16 protein-coding genes are annotated in these 18,733 nt (G+C 71.3%); 8 read left to right on the top strand and 8 right to left on the bottom strand.

Annotated elements, in window-relative coordinates; translation table 11 throughout:
* Window positions 1-44 precede the first annotated feature (44 nt).
* Entirely contained in the window at window positions 45-1,325 is a 1,281-nt protein-coding gene (locus LO762_RS28605) for an amidohydrolase (protein ID WP_230619243.1), read from the top strand.
* On the opposite strand, the gene LO762_RS33240 is transcribed toward LO762_RS28605, so the two are convergent.
* The 4 genes from LO762_RS33240 to LO762_RS28585 all read right to left on the bottom strand — a co-directional run bounded on the left by LO762_RS33240 (window position 1,322) and on the right by LO762_RS28585 (window position 6,903).
* Window positions 1,322-3,976, bottom strand: coding sequence for a protein kinase (locus LO762_RS33240; RefSeq protein ID WP_304523714.1), 2,655 nt, complete (start codon window positions 3,974-3,976; stop codon window positions 1,322-1,324). The genes LO762_RS28605 and LO762_RS33240 overlap by 4 nt on opposite strands.
* A gap of 47 nt (window positions 3,977-4,023) precedes the next feature.
* Window positions 4,024-5,103, bottom strand: coding sequence for an adenosine deaminase (locus tag LO762_RS28595; protein ID WP_230619242.1), 1,080 nt, complete (start codon window positions 5,101-5,103; stop codon window positions 4,024-4,026).
* Window positions 5,100-6,377 (bottom strand): thymidine phosphorylase, encoded by a 1,278-nt coding sequence (locus LO762_RS28590; RefSeq protein WP_230619241.1) that lies wholly within the window; start codon window positions 6,375-6,377, stop codon window positions 5,100-5,102. The genes LO762_RS28595 and LO762_RS28590 overlap by 4 nt, the downstream gene beginning before the upstream one ends.
* Before the next feature lie 112 nt (window positions 6,378-6,489).
* Window positions 6,490-6,903, bottom strand: coding sequence for a cytidine deaminase (locus LO762_RS28585; RefSeq protein WP_230619240.1), 414 nt, complete (start codon window positions 6,901-6,903; stop codon window positions 6,490-6,492).
* A gap of 259 nt (window positions 6,904-7,162) precedes the next feature.
* Between LO762_RS28585 and LO762_RS28580 the strand changes: the two genes are divergently transcribed.
* The 5 genes from LO762_RS28580 (at window position 7,163) to LO762_RS33235 (ending at window position 13,012) form a co-directional block, all read left to right on the top strand.
* Complete coding sequence (locus LO762_RS28580; protein WP_230619239.1) at window positions 7,163-8,227, top strand: BMP family protein; 1,065 nt, start codon at window positions 7,163-7,165, stop codon at window positions 8,225-8,227.
* Between the two features lie 88 nt (window positions 8,228-8,315).
* Entirely contained in the window at window positions 8,316-9,869 is a 1,554-nt protein-coding gene (locus LO762_RS28575; protein WP_230619238.1) for an ABC transporter ATP-binding protein, read from the top strand.
* Window positions 9,862-11,106, top strand: a complete 1,245-nt coding sequence (locus LO762_RS28570; protein WP_230619237.1) for an ABC transporter permease — start codon at window positions 9,862-9,864, stop codon at window positions 11,104-11,106. Before LO762_RS28575 ends, LO762_RS28570 begins: the two co-directional genes overlap by 8 nt.
* A complete protein-coding gene (locus LO762_RS28565; RefSeq protein WP_230619236.1) occupies window positions 11,106-12,395 on the top strand; it encodes an ABC transporter permease in 1,290 nt (429 codons plus the stop codon). The genes LO762_RS28570 and LO762_RS28565 overlap by 1 nt, the downstream gene beginning before the upstream one ends.
* Before the next feature lie 59 nt (window positions 12,396-12,454).
* Window positions 12,455-13,012 carry a PH domain-containing protein gene (locus LO762_RS33235; RefSeq protein WP_304523713.1) on the top strand — a complete coding sequence of 186 codons (558 nt, stop codon included), beginning with the start codon at window positions 12,455-12,457 and terminating at the stop codon, window positions 13,010-13,012.
* Window positions 13,013-13,045: 33 nt separating this feature from the next.
* Here the strand turns inward: LO762_RS33235 and LO762_RS28555 are convergent, their stop codons facing one another.
* The 4 genes from LO762_RS28555 to LO762_RS28540 are packed head-to-tail and all read right to left on the bottom strand — an operon-like array spanning window position 13,046 to window position 17,089.
* The gene (locus tag LO762_RS28555) at window positions 13,046-14,239 is read right to left on the bottom strand and encodes an ABC transporter permease (RefSeq protein WP_230619235.1); all 1,194 of its coding nucleotides are present in this window, start codon (window positions 14,237-14,239) and stop codon (window positions 13,046-13,048) included.
* A 37-nt stretch (window positions 14,240-14,276) separates the two neighbouring features.
* Complete coding sequence (locus LO762_RS28550; RefSeq protein WP_230619234.1) at window positions 14,277-14,975, bottom strand: ABC transporter ATP-binding protein; 699 nt, start codon at window positions 14,973-14,975, stop codon at window positions 14,277-14,279.
* A complete protein-coding gene (locus LO762_RS28545) occupies window positions 14,972-16,126 on the bottom strand; it encodes a peptidoglycan-binding protein (RefSeq protein ID WP_230619233.1) in 1,155 nt (384 codons plus the stop codon). Before LO762_RS28545 ends, LO762_RS28550 begins: the two co-directional genes overlap by 4 nt.
* Window positions 16,127-16,156: 30 nt before the next feature.
* Window positions 16,157-17,089, bottom strand: a complete 933-nt coding sequence (locus LO762_RS28540; RefSeq protein WP_230619232.1) for a hypothetical protein — start codon at window positions 17,087-17,089, stop codon at window positions 16,157-16,159.
* Between the two features lie 524 nt (window positions 17,090-17,613).
* Between LO762_RS28540 and LO762_RS28535 the strand changes: the two genes are divergently transcribed.
* Complete coding sequence (locus LO762_RS28535) at window positions 17,614-18,435, top strand: Scr1 family TA system antitoxin-like transcriptional regulator (RefSeq protein ID WP_230619231.1); 822 nt, start codon at window positions 17,614-17,616, stop codon at window positions 18,433-18,435.
* Window positions 18,423-18,677, top strand: a complete 255-nt coding sequence (locus LO762_RS28530; RefSeq protein WP_230619230.1) for a DUF397 domain-containing protein — start codon at window positions 18,423-18,425, stop codon at window positions 18,675-18,677. The genes LO762_RS28535 and LO762_RS28530 overlap by 13 nt, the downstream gene beginning before the upstream one ends.
* Window positions 18,678-18,733 lie beyond the last annotated feature (56 nt).

Here is an 18,733-nt window from a genome sequence, read left to right as displayed (position 1 = left end):
CCGGCGACGGCTCAGTCGGCTCCGTCATGCCTGAGGGGGAGCACATGACGCAGCTTCATCCAGGGGTGATCCCGTCCCTGGAACCACCGGCCGCCGAGGGCGCCGACCTGACCGCGGGACTCGACGCCTTCCTCGACCGGTACGCCGAGGGGCTGATCGCCTTCCGCCGCGACCTGCACATGCACCCCGAACTCGGTTTCACCGAGTACCGCACCACGGCGCGCCTGGTCGAGCAGCTCAAGGAGGCGGGACTCGAACCGCGGGTCCTGCCCAAGGGCACCGGTGTGATCTGCGACATCGGCCCCGAGGACGGGCCGACGGTGGCGTTGCGCGCCGACATCGACGCGCTGCCGCTGCCGGACGAGAAGACTGTCCCCTACGCGTCGACCATCCCGGGCGTCAGCCACGCCTGCGGCCACGACGTGCACACGACGGTGGTGTTGGGCGCCGGGCTGTTCCTGGCCCGGCAGGCCGAACAGGGCCTGCTGCCCGGACGGGTCAGGCTGCTGTTCCAGCCCGCCGAGGAGAACCCGGGCGGCGCCCTCGACGTGATCGCCGCGGGCGGCCTCGTCGGGGTGGACCGGATCTTCGGCCTGCACTGCGAGCCGCGCTTTGAGGTCGGTGAACTCGGCGTCCGGCAGGGGCCGATCACCGCCGCGTGCGACAAGGTGTTCGTCAAGGTCACCGGGCCCGGCGGGCACACCGCACGGCCGCACCTGACGGCCGACCTCGTGTACGCGCTCGCGAAGATCGTCACGGAGCTGCCCGCCGCCCTGTCCCGGCGGGTGGACCCGCGCTCCAGCCTCAGCCTGGTGTGGGGGCGGATGAACGCCGGCTCGGTCGCCAACGCCATCCCCGACCAGGGGCTCGCCGAGGGCACCGTGCGCTGCCTCGACGACGAGGCGTGGCACCGCGCGCCCGACCTCATGCGGGCGCTGCTCGACTCCGTCGCGGGCGCCTACGACGTCGAGGCGTCCCTGGAGTACGTGCGGGGCGTGCCGCCGACCGTCAACGAGCAGACCAGCGTCCAGATGTTCCGCGACGCGGGCTCGGCGGTGCTCGGCCACGACAAGGTCGTGACGGCCCCGCAGAGCCTCGGAGGCGACGACTTCGGCTACTACGTGGAAGCCGTCCCCGGCGCCTACGGGCGGCTCGGGGTGCGGACCCCTGGACAGCCGGAGTACGACCTGCACCGGGGCGACTTCGACGTGGACGAGAACTGCATTCCCGTCGGGGTCCGTGTCCTCGCCGCGACGGCGCTCGCCGCCCTGTGCGACGTGCCCAGGACGGCCGTCCCCGACGATCTGGAGTCGGCGGGCGCCTAGCGCCGGTGAACCGCCATGTCGTCACAGGCCCCGGTGCCGGGCAGCTGCCGCCAGCAGTAGATCCGCGCCGTGGTCTGGTCGCCGGTCTGGAAGATGACGCTCAACCGGGTCCAGCCCTTGCGCGCCGAACTTGAGTCCCGGGTCGGGCCGCCGTAGTCCATGACGCCGATGTAGGTGCTGCCGCCCTTCGCGGTGACCCAGCCGGTGAGGGTGTACAGGGTGTGCGGCTTGAGCCCGGTGACGACGAGCTCGACCGCCGCGTCATAGCCCTCACCGGGCCTGAGCAGGACGGCCTTGCCGCCCGAATGCGCCTTCTTCGGGCCGAGGAACTCCACGGCGCGCGGCAGCCAGGCGCCGAAGCCCGTCTCGAACCCGCCGTTGGCGACGAGGTTCTTTTTGGACTTGGGTTTAGGCTTGGGTTTAGGGGTGTCGGCGGGTGGCTGCGCCGTGGTCTGCGGCGGTTTCGGCGCGGGGGAGCCGCCGTTCTCGGTCTCCTCGCCGGGGTCGATCGTCGGGCTGGGGGTCGCGGGCACCGGCGGCGCCTCGACCGTCGGGGTCTGGGTGGCGGCCACGCCGGGCTTGGCGACGGTCGTGTCCGCCGGTGCGTCGCCGCCGAGCCGGGTCAGCGCGAACACGCCGGCCAGCGCCAGCACCACGGTGACGGAGGCGGCGACCGCCACCAGCGCCCCGCGTGACCGCCGCTTCGGCGGCGTCGGCGCGAGCACTCCGGCGTCCCACGGCGGCGGCGTCCCGGGCCCGGCCCAGCCACCCTCGGGCGGCACCGCCCCGACCGACGGAATCCCCGCCCCCCCAAGCGGCACCCCACCCGAAGGCACCTGCCCCGCCGCCACGACCGCCCCGGCCTCACCGCCGGACATCCCTTCCACACGAGGCTCCGGCGACGCCTGATGCGCGCCGTCCGCCACCGTCAGCCCGACCGCGCCAAGCGCCGCAGAATCCCCTGCCGCGCCGAGCGGCGGCAACGCCTGTTCCGGGGCATCGGCAGAGGGAGGCCCGGCCGCACCGAGCGGCGTGAGCGCCGCGTGGTCTCCGGCGGGAAGCCCGGCAGCGCCGAGCACCGGTAGGGCCTGGTGCGTGGTGTCTGTTGCGGTAAGCCCGGCAGCGCCGAACGTCGCGGGGTCTCCGGCGGGGCGCCCGGCCGCGCCGAGCGGCGGCAGCGCCTGGTCTGCGGGCTCTGCCGGGGGAAGCCCGGCGGTGCCGAGTACCGGTAGGGCCTGGTGTGTGGCGTCCGCTGAGGTGAGTCCGGCGGTGCTGAACGTCGCGGGGGCTTCGGCGGGGAGTCCGGCCGGGCCGGGGGGCGGTGGCGCCTGGTCGGCCGGGCCGAGGGGCGGGAATCCGATGGCGGCGAGCGGGCCGAGTGCCGTGGGGTCTTCGGCGGGGAGTGCGGCTGTGCTGAGGGGTGGTGGCGCCTGGGCGGCGGGGTCTCCGGTGGGGAGTCCGGCGGCGCCCAGAGGCGGTAGGAGGTGGGCGGCGGGGGCTTCGGTCGGGTCGTGGGTGGTGGCGGAGAGGGGGTCGGTGAGGGAGGCGTGTGAGGCGGGCGGGGGGGTTGGGGAGGGAGGTAGGAGTGGGGTGACGACGCTGGTGTCGTAGGGGGTGGGGAGGGGCTCGACGATCGTCGCGTTGGGGGTGGAGGTGTTGGGGGTGGGTTGTCCCAGGGGGTCGTGGGAGCTGCCGAATCGGTGGAGGGGCTCCACGACTGTCGCGTTGGCGCCGGAGGCGGACACGCCCAGGGGGTCGTCGTCCCCCCGGGGGCGGTGGGCGGCGGCGGCGGAGACGACCGAGGTGCCGCCGGAGGAGCGGTGCGGCAGGGGGGTCTGCTCGGCTTCGCCATCGGCTGCGGCGGGCTCGGAGGCGATGGTGTCCGGGGTGACGGTCTTGCTTGGTGTCGTGTCGTCGGCCGTTGCCGCGCTGGTGGGCGCGGTCGGCTCGGTCTCGACGGGGGCGGCGGCGTAGGCGGGGGTTGCCGGGTCGGGGGAGGTGGGGGGTGGGGCTGGGTGGGTGAGGGAGGTGAGGAGGGCGGCGGCGGGGGGTGGGGTGGCGGAGGAGCAGGACTCGACCAGGGAGAAGAGGCGCGGGGGGAGGACCTCTGGGGTTCCGGCGGCCGAGGAGACGAGGGCGGCCCAGGCCCGGATGTCGTCGGCGAAGGAGGTGGGGGACGGGGCGGGGGCGAGGCCGTAGTCGGTGAGGACGGCGCCGCGGCCCGTCAGGAAGACGTTCGCGGGGGTGAGGGCGCCGTGCGGGACGCCGGCGGCGTGCAGGGCCGCCAGGGCGGTGGCCGTCTCGGCGGCGAGGCGCTCCACGTCGGGGACCGACAGGGGGAGCGCGGCCTCGGCGAGCGGGGTGCCCTCGACGTAGTCCGACATCAGGTAGGGCCGGGCGCCCACCAGGCCCGTCGCGTGCGCCTTGGCGGTGTGCGGCGCGTGCAGGGCGACGACCGCCTCCATCGCGCGCTGGTAGCCCTCCCAGACGACGGGGTCCTCGGTGAGATGCGCGTGCAGGAGTTTGACGGCGATCTCTCCGCCGTCCTGCCTGCGGCCGAGGAAGACGACGCCGCGGGGGCCTTCGCCGAGCCGCCCGCTCAGCCAGAGCCCGCCGACGAGCCCAGGATCGCCGGGTTCGAAGGGTCGCATGGGAGATTCACCTCGGGGGGATACATCAAGATCTAGGTCGCCCCAACCTAGCGCAGATCGGGATAACCGGGCTTGATGATCCCGTTGATGAGCGCCAACCGCCCGTCGAAGTCGATGAACGCGGATTTCATGGCATTAAGGGTGAACCACCGCAAGTCCTCCCAGCCATAGCCGAACGCGGCACTGAGCTTGGCGAACTCCTCGGAGAGGGTCGTGCCGCTCATGAGCCGGTTGTCCGTGTTGATCGTCACGCGGAAGCGGAGCCTGCTGAGCAGCCCGATCGGGTGCTCGCCGATCGAAGGCGCCGCGCCGGTCTGGATGTTGGACGTCGGGCACATCTCCAGCGGTATCCGCTTGTCCCGGACGTAGTGTGCGAGCCGCCCCAGGTCGGTCTTGTCCCCGTTGACGGTGATGTCGTCGATGATGCGGACGCCGTGGCCGAGCCGGTCGGCCCCGCACCACTGGATCGCCTGCCAGATCGACGGCAGGCCGAACGCCTCGCCCGCGTGGATCGTGAAGTGCGCGTTCTCCCGCTGGAGGTACTCGAACGCGTCCAGGTGCCGGGTAGGCGGATTCCCGGCTTCCGCGCCCGCGATGTCGAACCCGGCGACGCCCTGGTCCCGGTACCGGACGGCCAGTTCGGCGATCTCCATGCTGCGCGCCTGGTGCCGCATCGCCGTCAGCAGGGAGAGCACGCGGATCCCGTGGTCCCGCCCGCCGTCGGCGAACCCTGCGGAGACGGCCTCCACCACCGCGTCGAGCGAGAGCCCTCCAAGGAGGTGCTGTTCCGGTGCGTAGCGGACCTCCGCGTACACGACGCCGTCTGAGGCGAGGTCCTGCGCGCACTCGTAGGCGACCCGGTAGAGCGCGTCGGCCGTCTGCATCACCGCGACGGTGTGGTCGAACGTCTCCAGGTACCGCTCCAGGGACCCGCTGTCGGCGGCGTCCCGGAACCAGGTGCGCAGCCTTTCGGGGTCGGCCTCCGGCAGGCCGGTGTAGCCGTGCGCGTCGGCCAGCTCGACGATCGTCGCGGGGCGCAGGCCGCCGTCGAGGTGGTCGTGCAGGAGGACCTTCGGGGCGCGCCGGATCTCGTCAAGGGTCGGCAGTACGACGGGGCTCGGCGTCAAGGGACGATCCTCTCGATGATCAGGGGCAGGAGGTGCGGGTCCGCGCCGGGCTCGATGGCGAAGCCGTCCTCCAGTGCCAGGAGCGCCCGCTCGAACCGGTGCGGCTCGTCGGCGTGCAGGGTGAGCAGCGGCTGCCCCTCCCGGACGACGTCGCCGGGCACCGCGTGCCAGACGACCCCGGCACCGGCGCTCACCGGATCCTCCTTGCGCGCGCGTCCCGCGCCGAGCCGCCACGCCGCGACGCCGACGGCCAGCGCGTCGAGCCGGGTGAGCACCCCGGCGGCGGGCGCGGTGACGGTGTGTGTCTCGCGGGCGGTGGGCAGCGCCGCGTCCGGGTCGCCGCCCTGGGCGCGGATCATGCGCCGCCAGTGGTCCATCGCGGTGCCGTCGCGGAGCGCGTCGGCCGGGTCCTTGCCGTGCACGCCGGCGGCGGCGAGCATCTCGCGGCCGAGCGCGACGGTCAGCTCGACGACGTCGGCGGGCCCGCCCCCGGCGAGCACCTCGACGGATTCGGCGACCTCAAGGGCGTTGCCCGCCGTCCGGCCGAGCGGCCGGTCCATCGCGGTGAGCAGCGCGACGGTGCGCACCCCGGCGTCCTGGCCGAGCTCGACCATGGTCCGGGCGAGCTCGCGGGCCCGCTCGGGGGTCTTCATGAACGCGCCGGAGCCGCACTTGACGTCGAGGACGAGCGCGGACGTGCCCTCGGCGATCTTCTTGGACATGATCGAGGAGGCGATGAGCGGGATGGACTCGACGGTGCCCGTCACGTCGCGCAGCGCGTAGAGCTTGCGGTCGGCGGGCGCGAGGCCCTCGCCCGCGGCGCAGATGACGGCTCCGGCCTCGCGCAGCACACCGAGCATCTCGGGGCCGGAGAGCTGGGCGCGCCAGCCGGGGATGGACTCCAGCTTGTCGAGGGTGCCGCCGGTGTGCCCGAGGCCGCGCCCGGAGAGCTGCGGCACGGCTGCGCCGCAGGCGGCGACGGCGGGGGAGAGCGGCAGTGTGATCTTGTCGCCGACGCCGCCGGTGGAGTGCTTGTCGGTCGTCGGACGGTCGAGGCCCGCCCAGTCCATGCGTTCGCCGCTGCGGATCATGGCCTTGGTCCAGTCGCCGATCTCGCGGCGGTTCATCCCGTTGAGGAGGATCGCCATGTTCAGCGCCGACATCTGCTCGTCGGCGACAGCGCCGGAGGTGTAGCCCGCGATCACCCAGTCGATCTGGGCCGTACTGAGTTCCCCACCGTCCCGCTTGGTGACGATCACGTCGATGACGTCCATCGCGCCTGTCTCCTTCTTCAGTGGGTCACACGTATGACTATATCCGGATCACCCCTGGTCGCGCGCGGCGTCGGGGACCGCTCGCGCCGGACGTCCCTTGTTTAAGTTTGGGTTACAGATATTCGGGGCCGAAGGCGTCGGGAAGGTAGTCGGAGAGCGGTCTGACTCCCGTTGTCGTCTCCAGTTGGAGCGCCGGACCGCCGTGTTCGTGGAGGAGTTGGCGGCAGCGCCCGCAGGGCGTCAGCGGGCCGCCGTCCCTGTCGACGACGCTCACGGCGAGCAACCGGGGCGGCTCCGCGAAGGTGAGCTCCGAGGGGGCGCCCGCACCGTACAAAGCCGATACCAGGCTGCATTCGGCACAGAGCGTCATGCCGAGCGAGGCGTTCTCGACATTACTCCCCGTGACGATTCTGCCGTCGCTCGTCAGGGCCGCGGCACCCACCGGGAAGCCCGAGTAGGGCGAGTATGAACGGCTCATTGCGGCCCTCGCCGCGGCCCGCAGGGCGGGCCAGTCGATCTCAACCATGGCCGGAGCCTAACCCCGCCGAGGGGGTGAACAGCAGGTCAGCAGCGGGTGTCCGGGGGGTCGCGCCATGGGACATTCGCGGTTAAAGTTGCCGTCACACGTATGACGGTATACGTGAGCCGCCCGCGGCTGTTCCGTAACGGTATGCCCACAAGTTGACGGGGCATGTCGACTGTTACGGCCACGGACGGTGAACCTGTGGATATTCGACAAGCCGAGGCAACCGTTGCCGTGGCTCAGGCGTTCTATGGAGGCAGAAGTGTCCAAGGGGATTCGGCTCGCAGCCGGTCTGGCTGGGCTCGCGTTGCTGGTCGCGGCCTGCGGCGAGGCTCCTGACGAGAACAAGGGAAGCGAGGCCGCCGGCCCGCTCGCCTGTATGGTCACCGACACCGGCGGCATCGACGACCGCTCGTTCAACGCCGCCGCCTGGAAGGGCATGCAGGCGGGTGCCAAGGCCACCAGCGGCAAGGCCGACTACGTCGCCTCCACCTCGGAGAACGACTACATCCCGAACATCACCAACCTCATCAACAAGGGCTGCGACACCATCGTCACGGTCGGCGGCCTGATGGGCGACGCCACCACCCAGGCGTCGAAGGACAACCCGAACCAGCAGTTCGCGATCGTCGACTCCGGCTCGGTCGAGGGCCAGAAGGTCTACGGCATGCAGTTCAACACCGCGCAGAGCTCCTTCCAGGCCGGCTACCTCGCCGCGGCGACGTCGCAGACCGGCAAGGTCGCGACCTTCGGCGGCCTGGCGATCCCGCCCGTCACGATCTTCATGGACGGCTTCTACGAGGGCGTCCAGTACTTCAACGAGAAGAAGGGCAAGAAGGTCGAGGTCATCGGCTGGGACCCCGCCAAGCCCGACAGCGGCTCCATCGCGGGTGACTTCGGCGACCAGGCCAAGGGCAAGACCATCTCCAAGGGCTTCATCGAGCAGGGCGCCGACGTGATCTTCCCGGTCGCGGGCGGCACCGGCCTCGGCGCGGCCGCGGCGGCCAAGGAGTCCGGCGGCAAGGTCTCGGTCATCTGGGTCGACTCCGACGGCTGCGAGTCCGTCGCCGAGTACTGCGACGTGTTCCTCACCTCGGTGCTGAAGAACGTCGCGGGCGCCGTCGAGGAGGCCATCACCAAGGCCGGCGCGGGCGACCTGACCGGCGGCTACCTCGGCACCCTGGAGAACGGCGGCACCGGCCTGGCGCCGTTCCACCAGTACGACGCCAAGGTCCCGGCCGACGTGAAGGCCGAGCTTGACAAGATCAAGGCCGACATCGTCTCGGGCGCGATCACCATCAAGTCCGCGGCTCAGCCGAAGGGCTGATCCCGACCTGCCCCGGAGCGGCGCGAAACCGCCGCTCCGGGGCTGCTGACCCCGTCCCAGCCCCTCAGTTCCGGAAGAGGTGTCCAGGGTGGCTCTTGAACTCAGGGGCATCACCAAACGCTTCGGCTCCCTGGTGGCCAACGACGCGATCGACCTCGTCATCACGCCGGGGGAGATCCACTGCCTGCTCGGCGAGAACGGAGCGGGCAAATCCACCCTGATGAACATCCTTTACGGGTTGTATCAACCCGACGAGGGCGAGATCCGGGTGGACGGCGCGCCCCTCGCGCTCGACGGGCCGCGCTCGGCCATCAACGCCGGGATCGGCATGGTGCACCAGCACTTCATGCTCGTGCCGGTCTTCACCGTCGCCGACAACGTCATGCTGGGCGACGAGCGCACCAAGAACCGCGTCCTTCTGGACAAGAAGGCGGCGCGCGAGCACGTCCGGGAGATCTCCCAGCGGTACGGGCTCGCGGTGGACCCCGACGCGCTCGTCGGCGACCTGCCGGTCGGCGTCCAGCAGCGGGTCGAGATCATCAAGGCGCTCACCCGCGACGCCCGCTTCCTGATCCTGGACGAGCCCACCGCCGTCCTCACCCCGCAGGAGACCGAGGAGCTGTTCACCGTCATGCGCAGGCTGCGCGAGGCGGGCGCGGCCATCGTCTTCATCACGCACAAGTTGAAGGAAGTCAAGGCGATCGCCGACCGGATCACCGTGATCCGGCGCGGCAAGGTCGTCGGGACGGCCGAGCCTTCGGCGTCCGAGAGCGAGCTGGCGTCCCTGATGGTCGGCCGCGAGGTGCGGCTGCGGGTCGAGAAGGACCCGGTGCGGGAGACGGGCGCGGCGCCCGCGTTCTCCGTCCGTGACCTGACCGTGCGCAACGCGGCGGGCCAGGCCGTCGTGGACGGGCTCAGCTTCGACATCAGGCCCGGCGAGATCCTCGGCGTCGCCGGGGTCCAGGGCAACGGCCAGACCGAGCTGGCCCAGGCCGTCCTCGGCCTCCTGACGCCCGACGACGGGTCCATCACCCTCGACGGCACCGAGCTGACCGGTATGACACCGCGCGCCAGGCTGCGCGCCGGGCTCGGCTTTGTGCCCGAGGACCGCACCCACGACGGCGTCGTCGGCGGCACCAGCGTCGCCGAGAACCTCATCCTCGACCTCTACGACCGGGCGCCTTTCTCCAAACGCGGGTGGCTCGACATCGCGGCCGTCCGCCGGAACGCGCGCGAACGGGTCGAAGAGTTCGACATCAGGACCGGCTCGATCGACACCAACGTCGCCCACCTTTCGGGCGGCAACCAGCAGAAGGTCGTCGTGGCGCGCGAGATGTCGCGGCCGCTGCGGATGCTGCTGGTCTCCCAGCCGACCCGCGGTGTCGACGTCGGCGCGATGGAGTTCATCCACAAGCGGATCGTCCGGGAGCGGGACCAGGGCAGGCCCGTCCTGGTGATCTCCACCGAACTCGACGAGATCTTCGCGCTCGCCGACCGGATCGCCGTCATGTACCGAGGAAAGATCATGGCCATCGTGTCGCCGGACACCTCAGCCGAGCGGATCGGCCTGCTCATGGCGGGCGCCCACCCCGACGACACCGCCCCTTCCGCCGAGGACGCCGAGGACGCCGCCGATGAGTGACACCACGGCCGCCAAGCGCTCGCCCTGGCGCCGGATCATCGACGAGATGGTCTACGGCGCGGGCTGGCTCGTCACGCTGCTGTCGATCGTGCTGGCGATGGCCGTAGGCGCGATCCTCATCATCGTCTCCGACCCCGACGTGCGCGGCACCTTCAGCTACTTCTTCTCCCGCCCCGGAGACGCGCTCTCCGCCTCCGGCGACGCCGTGTGGACCGCCTACAAGGCGCTGTTCACCGGCGCGATCTGGAACCCCGAGCGGTCCTGGAACGCGGCGACGGCGCTCGGCCCGATCAGCGAGACGCTCACCGAGGCGACCCCGCTGCTGCTCGGCGGCCTCGCCATCGGCCTCGCGTTCAAGGCGGGCCTGTTCAACATCGGCGGCCAGGGCCAGCTGATCGTCGGCGCGATCTGCGCCAACTACGTCGGCTTCACCATGACCGGGCCGCCCGGCGTCGCCGTCCTGGCCGCCGTCCTCGCGGGTGTCTTCGGCGGCGCGGTGTACGGCGCGCTCGTCGGCCTGCTCAAGGCGCGGACGGGCGCGCACGAGGTGATCGTGACGATCATGCTCAACCACATCGCCGCCGCGTTCCTCGCCTGGGTGCTCACCACCTCCGTCTTCAAGAACCCCACGCGCAACGACGCGATATCCAAGTCGGTGTCAGACGACGCGCTGTTGCCGCGCCTGCTTTCGTGGCTGCCGGAGGGCTCCGGCCTACGGCTCAACTCGGGCCTGTTGCTCGCCGCGCTGGCCACGGTGTTCTGCTGGTGGCTGCTGTCTCGCTCGACGCTCGGGTTCGAGCTGCGCGCGGTCGGCGCCAACGCGGCGGCCGCCCGGACGGCGGGCATGAGCGTGGGCCGCAGCCAGATCATGGCCATGATGATCTCCGGCGGGCTGATGGGCGTCGTCGGCGCGACCCAGGTCCTCGGCACCACCAACGCCTCGCACGCGCTCACCCCGCAGGTGGACGCCGGCCTTGGCTTCACCGCGATCACCGTCGCCCTGCTCGGGCGTGCCTCGCCCGTCGGTACGGTCTTCGCCGCCCTCCTGTTCGGCGCCCTCCAGGCCGGCGGACGCGCCATGCAGGCGCAGGCCGGGGTCTCCATCGAGATCGTCGGCGTCATCCAGGCGCTCATCGTCCTGTTCGTCGCCGCCCCGCCGCTGATCCGGGGCCTGTTCCGGCTGCGCGGCGGCGAATCCGCCCAGGCCGCACTCGCCTCGAAGGGGTGGAACGGATAATGACCGCGACTGTGCTTCCGCCGGAGAACCTCGCTCCGGTCGCGCCCGAGAAGGGGCGGGGACGGCTCTACGGCGGCGTCGCCATGGTCGTCGTGGCGCTGTACGGGCTGTGGGCGTTCGGGCTCGGGCCGCGCACCTCCGGGACGGACACGACGTTCGCGCTGAACCTGTCGAGCGCGTCCGGGCTGCGGCTGCCGGACCTGACGTTCCCGTCGGCGCCGGTCGCGATCGTGCTGTGCCTGCTGGCCGCTTCGTGTGGTGTGATCCGGATTCTCCGGGTGCTGCCGGGGCGGTGGAACGCGGTCCTGCTCGGTGGGTACCTGTTCTGCTTTGTCATGGCGTTCCTCGCCTGGGCGGCCGCCGCCAAGAGCCTGAACCTCGCGTCCGTGCTGGAGGCGACGGTGCTGGCTTCGGTGCCGCTCGTGTTGGGCGCCCTCGCTGGGGTGCTGGGCGAGCGGTCCGGTGTGATCAACGTGGCTATCGAAGGACAGTTCCTCCTGGGCGCCTGCCTCGCGGCGTTCGTCGCCTCGACGTCAGGGTCGCTCGTGTGGGGTGCCGTCGCGGGCGTCCTCGTAGGCGGGCTCTTCGGGCTGCTGCTCGCGGTGTTCGCCCAGCGGTACCTCGTGGAGCAGGTCGTCCTGGGTGTTGTGCTGACGATGCTGGCCACCGGGCTCACGGGGTTCTTCTACGAGCGGGTGATGCAGGCCGACCCGTCGCGGTACAACACGCCGATGGCCTTCGCGCCGATCCGGATTCCCGGCCTCGCGGACCTGCCTTTGATCGGGCCCGTGCTGTTCCAGCAGAACATCATCGTCTACCTGGCGGTGGCGCTGATCGGCGTGGTGCACGTGACGCTGTTCCACACCCGGTGGGGGCTGCGGACCCGGGCCGTCGGCGAGCACCCGACCGCCGCGGACACCGTCGGCGTCAACGTGATCAGGACCCGGTACGTCAACATGTTCGTCGGCGGCCTCCTCGCCGGGTTCGGCGGCGTGTGGCTGACGCTTGGCCTGAACATCAGCTTCAACAAGAACATGGCGGCGGGCGCGGGCTTCATCGCCCTGGCCGCCGTGATCTTCGGCCGCTGGTCCCCGGTCGGCGCCCTCTGGGCCGCGCTCCTGTTCGGCTTCGCCGGCGGCCTCTCCGACGCCGTCCAGCTCATGCAGACCCCCGTCCCCACCGACTTCCTCCGCATGCTCCCCTACCTGGCGACGATCTTCGCCGTCGCCGGCCTGGTCGGCCACGTCCGAGCCCCCGCCGCCGACGGCCAGCCTTACACCAAGGCGTGAACCCCGCCCCGGCCCGCACGTTCCGCACGGGCCGGGGACGGGCGGCATAGCCTGGTGAGATGAAGGTGTTCACGTTCCGCACGGGCCGGATCGTCGGCTGGGCCTGGCTCGTCTTCGCCGCGCTCAACCTCGTGGACATCGCCTTCCGCGGCCACACCAAGGCGGGCCTGCTGACGGCCCTCGCCCTCCTGACAACCTGCGGCCTCGCCTACACCCTGGGCATCCGCCCCAAGGTCCAAGCCGACTCCACCGCCATCACCGTAACCAACCCCTTCCGCACCACCCGAATCCCCTGGCCCGCCGTCCACTCCCTCACCCCCGGCCGAGCCCTCACCATCACCCACACCACCGGCTCCATCGAATCCTGGGCCGTCCAAATCCCCCCACGCAAAGCCGCCACCGCCGCCAAGGCCCCCAAAGACTCCCTAGCCGCCCGCACCCCCGTAACCTTCGCCACCACCGAACTAGAGTCCCTCCGCCCCACCCCCACCCCCACCCCCACCCCCACCCCCACCCCCACCCCCGACCCCCCCACCCCCACCACCACCTGGTCCCTCCCCGCCCTCACCTCAGTCCTCCTCCCCCTAGCCGCCCTGATCACCACCACCCTCCTCTGACCGCCGCCACACCCGCCCCCGGTACGGCGAACATCAACGGTGAAGAGCGTTCACGGGTTGGAGACGCGTGGCGCGCAGCGCCGGAACGAACCCGGCCGCCAGACCCGCCGCCGCACCCCCGAGCGAGGCCAGCACCGCCACCCGGAGATCGAGGACGGGCACCCAACCGTTGTAGAGCGAGACGGCACCTGTCGTCACCACACCCAGCAGCGCGCCCAGAACACCCCCGAACCCGCCCAACACCGTCGTCTCCCCGACGAGCTGCACAAAGATGTGCACCGGACGCCCCCCGACGGCACGCCGCAACCCGATCTCCGAGACCCGCACCGCGAGCCCCGCCGTCGCCGCGTTGCCGATGGAGACCGCCCCGATGACGAGGGCCACCCCGCTGACCAGGAGCGCGAACCGCGTCACCTCCCCCTCGACCTCGCGCCGCAGCGTCTGCGGGTCCGCCGGCGCGACCGCCTGGAGCCCGTCCGGCCCCTCGGGGCGCAGCGCCAGGGGGGCCTGCGACGCGACGAGCCGCGCCGCGCCCGGCGACGTCTCCACCAGCACGCTCCGCTTGACCTGATCGGAGACGTCGCCCTCGGCGAGCGGCTGGACGGTCGCGAAGGGCATCACCACGGCGGTCAGGGTGTCGGGCTGGCGGGCGACGTCGTCGAAGACGCCGATCACCGTGTAGGCGCGGTCGGCGATGAAGACGGCGACGCCGGTGCGGGCGATGCCGAGCGCGTCCGCGACGGTCCGGGGCAGCATCACCACCGGCACGGCGTTGTCCTCGTGGAAGCGGTCGAACGCCCGCCCCGCCACCAGTCGCGGCCCCACCACGCCGAGGGACGCCGGGTCGAGCCCGACGACCGGCGCGGTGACCGTCGTCGCGGTGAAGGCCGCCGCCCGCCGCACCTCCTGTCCGGGCACGCGCACCCGCGCTCCGGCCGCCGTCACACCGTTGAGGCGGGTGAGCCGCTTGAGCGCGGGCCCGCCCTGCCAGGCGGCGTCCGTCGCCGGGCCGTCCGCGTCGGCGTTGACCACGACCTCCGTGGCGCGGCGGGCGTCGAACGCGTCGGACACCTGGGAGCCGAGCGTTGAGCTCAGACCGAGCACCGAAACGAACGCCGCGGCGCCCAGCACGGCGCCGAGCGCCGTCACCAGGGAACGCCCCGGATGCCGGACGACGGAGAGCGCGGACTCGGCGAGCACGTCCACCAGGCGAAGGCGCGGCACCACGAGGCCCAGAGTGGTGAGGTCCGCACGGCGACGTCTCTTACGTGAACCCGTGGGCACGTGCTTCCTCGGTGTGGGTCGTCACGATTCCGTCTTCCACCCGGAGCCGGAGGCCGCCTTCCGCCGCGACCTCGGCCTCATGAGTCACGACGACCACGGTGAGCCCGTCGTTGTTGAGTTCACGGAGCAACGTCAGGACGTTCGCCGTGTTCGCGCTGTCGAGGCTGCCCGTCGGCTCGTCGCAGAACAGGACGCGAGGCCGCGCGGCGACGGCCCTGGCGATCGCGACCCGCTGGCGCTCGCCGCCGGACAGGGCCCGCGGGTCGGCGTTGAGCCGATGGCCGAGCCCCATCCGCGCCAGGGCCTCCTCGGCGCGCGTCCGCCGCTCCCGCCGCCGGGACGGCCCGTACACCATGCCGATCTCGACGTTCTCCCGCGCGGTCCGGCCCGGCAGCAGATGGAACGCCTGGAACACAAATCCGAACAGCTGGCCGCGGACCGCGCCGCGCAGCGCCTCGTCCGCGCCCGCCATCTCGACGCCCCGGACCCGGTAGGAGCCTTCGTCGGGGGCGTCCAGCAGACCGAGCACGTTGAGCAGCGTCGATTTCCCGGAGCCGGACGGCCCACTGATCGTCACGTAGGAGCCTTCAGGGATCGTGAGGGTGGTGGCCCGCAGCGCGTACACGGGATGTCCGTCGTTGTAGGTGCGGGCCACCCCGGCCAGGTCGAGCAGCGTCACCCGCCGCCCTCGCTCACCAGCAGCGGCGTGCCCTCGGTGATGCCGTCGACCGGGGCGATCTCCGTCCATCCGCCTGCCGTGGCGCCGGTGCGGACCGTGACGTCGGTGTGTCTGCCGCCGTGGACGACGGTGACGATCGTGGTGCCGTCCGGGCGGGAGAAGAGCGCGGTCACCGGGACGGCGAGCACCTCGGCGTGCGTCGAGGCCACCGCGACCTCAACGCGGACCGTTCTGTCCTCGGTGGGCGCGAGGGGCGCGCCGGTGAACGCGAGGCGCACCAGGAAGCCGTTCCCGCCGGACGGGCTCCGCACCACCCGATCGCCGACGGACACGATCCTGGCGCGCGTTCTGGTGCCGGTGATGTCGTCGACGACCGTGGCGGGTTGCGCGCGGGACAGGAGTTTGACCTGGTCCGCGGCGGCGACGGCGGCGAGCCTCGGACGTCCGGCGTCGAGTTCGGCGACGGCGGTGTCGGCGTCCTTGAGGATCGTGCCGACGCGGGCCAGGACCCTGGTGACCCGCCTGCCGCTCCGATCCACCCGGAGGACGGCGGACCGTTCGAAGACGACGGAGGGCCTGCGGCGCTGCGCGTCGGCGGACAGAGACGGGTCCGGGGTGGCCGTGGTGGGGGCGGTGAACCCGCGTGCCGCGTAGAAGCGGCGCACGGCCTCCCGCGTAGCCGCGTCGAACACGCCGGACGTCACCGTGCCCGCGCCGGTCCGGCCGAGCGCCCGTTGGAGTTCGACCACGTCGGGTCCCTTCATCCCGGAGGTGATGTCGCGATAAAGGGGGAACGGCAGACGCAACGCGAACATGGGCGCACCAGACCGCACCAGGACGACGTCCCCTTCGCGCAGGATCTGCCCGCGCCGCACGTGGACGGACGTGACCACGCTGTCCGCGCCCGTCGCCGCCTCCGGGGGGCGCAGCGGGGTGCTGCGCCCGGCGACGACCCGCGCCCGCAGCACCACGGGTTCGGTGAGCACCCGCCGTTCGACCTCCACCGTGACGGGCGACGCGCGGGGCGGGCGCGCGTCGGCCACCGCCTCGTCCGGCGACCTGGTCCGGACGCCGACCAGGACGGCCGTCACCACGATCAGCACACCGACGACGGCGGTGCCCAAGGCGACCAAGAGCCCACGCCGTGACACCGTCGCCCCCATTTTTCCGGTTCCCACGCCTCAGACCAGTTGGCTTGCCTTCTTGGCCAGCGACGCGAGCGCGGGCTTCAGTTCCGCGAGTTCGTCCTCGTGCTTGGTCCAGGCGGCCCGCTGCGCGTCGTTGACGAGCGCGCGCAGTTCCCCGATGACGCCGTCCTTCCGCTGGCAGCGGAAGACCGCGGCGGCGAGTTCCGCCTCGCCGTCGGTCGGCACATATCTGCGCGCGGGGCTCGCCGGGATCGTGAGCAACGTGCCGGGCTTCGGCCTGCCTTTCTCCGGCTCCGTGCCCTCCGGCCCTCCGGGCTTTATCCCGAATGCCTCGGGTCGCAGTCCGGAGTCCTTCCGCTTCGCGTCGTCGACCGTGAAGCCCGCGTCCGCCAGGCAGGTGACGACCCGGGAATTCAGCTCCTTGAACCGGTTCGTGTCAAAGGCCCGCACGTAGTCCTGGTTCAGTTCGTTGAAGAGGTCGACGGCCCGCTGCTCGACCTTCCGGAACTCGGGTCCGATCTTTGTCTGCGCCCCTTGGACGCAGGTGTCGAGAACGGTGTCGTGGTTCACGTCGGCGCTCAGTACCGTCACCGGCGTCGCGGGCACGTCCAACCCGAATCCCCGCGCCCGTGCGTGTGCCTCACCGGCCCAGCCGACCAGTTCACGGTCCAGCACGAGCGAGGGCGACACACGTTCCGTGGATTCCGGATCGGCCGCCGCGTACTCCCGGTACCCGGATTCCACCATGCACGTGTGCATGAGTTTGCGCCGCACGTCGTCCAGCACCCGCAGATCCCCGTCCGGGAACGCCGCGAACGGCTGCTCCCGCGTCACCCCCGCGTCGTCCGCGGCGTCGGCGGGCACCCGCCGATCAGGAGTGCCAGCCTCCCCGGAACACCCCGCCGTCACGAACGCCATCAGAACGAACGGCGCGACAACACGCGCCACACCGAGGCGGAACTTCACAGTGAAACTGTCCTCTTCGTCACGTCGACAGATGTCGAGTTCATCGCGCTGAGCGCCCGAGTGCGCTCCGGCCCTGAAGTCGGTCACGAGAATGGCGCCTGGCCTGCGGTTCCAGCCGCCTCGCTGGGTGTTCAGAAGATACACAGAGGCGGGGGCCGGTGGGATTTTGTCTTATCGGTTCACTGGGTGAACGGATTTTGTTAATGCGAGTTCGGTGGTGGGTGGCGGGGTTGCAGCGGGGCCTTGGCCGGATGCGGCCAAAGGTGGGGGTGGCTTGGCCGGGTGTGTGGCCTTGGTGGCGGTGTGGGGAACAGGGGGCGCGGCGGGGTGGGGGGTTCTGTGTCCTGATTGTGGGGGAGAGGTGGAAATGGGGTTTGTTGTCCTTGTGGGGGTTGGGTCGCTGGTCAGTGAGGTTTTGGGAAGTTGCACCGGGGTCCGGGTTGCGGACTAATGTTGGGAGGAGGATCACGTGTGCCACCCCTGGACAAGCCCCCCGACCCCCTGTGCGGAGAAGTGTGGTGACTATGAGCGGCAAGCGCATGACGCCGCGCGCTTTCCTTGCCAAGGAAATGCGGCGCGGTCGCGAGGCGCGAGGCATCAGCATCGAGACGCTCGCTCGGACGCTCTATGTGTCGGAGAGCCTGGTCCGAGCCTGGGAGAAAGCCTACAGAATTCCCAAGCCGGACATTATTGGGCAAATCGAGCGGGAGTTGGGTACTGGTGGATTCCTGGCCCGGCTTCTCGCCGAACTCGTGGACGTGGCGATGCCCGTCGAGTGGTTCGGCCGCTGGCGCGAGATCGAAGGCAAGTCGTCGGCTTTCTGGTCCTTTCAGCCGTCGCTCATTCCCGGTCTGCTCCAGACGGAGGAGTACGCGCGGGCCGTCCTGCGGGCGGCCAACCACGCGGCCGTCGACCTTGAGGACGCGGTGGCCGAGCGGCTGGCCCGGCAGGCGATCCTCACCCGCGACGGGGAGGACGACGACGAGCCGCCGCTGTTCGTCGGCCTCGTCTCCGAGAGCGCCCTGCGCAACAACGTGGGCGGCCCCGAGGTGATGGCCGCGCAGCTCGCGCACGTGCTGGAGATGGTCGAGCGCGACAACATCTTCTTCCAGGTGGTGCCGCACACGACATCGGTGTGCGCGGGTTTCGTCGGCGGATTCGTGGTCGCGAACCACGAGGGAAACGACCTCGCCTATGTTGACAACCAGCTGAACGGCGAAGTCATCGACGACGTCGGGGAGACGGCGAGGCTGCGGCGCTGGTTCGATGTCTTCCGGGCGCACGCCCTGTCCCAGAACGAATCGATCGAACTCCTGAAGAAGATGGTGGAGCAATGGAAGACCTGACGTGGCGGCGTTCGTCCTACACGGGCGCCAACGGCGGCAACTGTGTGGAGCTGGCCGTGACGTGGCGGCGTTCGTCGTACACGGGCGCCAATGGCGGCGACTGTGTGGAGGTGGCCGCGGTCGATGACCGCGCGGTCGCGGCGCGGGACAGCAAGAACACCGAGAAGGGACACCTGATGTTCCGGCGCGCCGGGATCGGCGCGATGATCCGGTCGATCAAGGCAGACCGTCTGTCCCTGTGAACACGGGGGTGAGCCCGCCTCCCCGGTGCGGCGGGCTTGCTCCTTCATGCCGCCTC

This window comes from Actinocorallia sp. API 0066 (assembly GCF_020991275.1).
GTDB lineage: Bacteria > Actinomycetota > Actinomycetes > Streptosporangiales > Streptosporangiaceae > Actinocorallia.
Note: the sequence above shows the minus strand (reverse complement) of the source record. Positions and strands in the feature narration are given on the sequence as shown.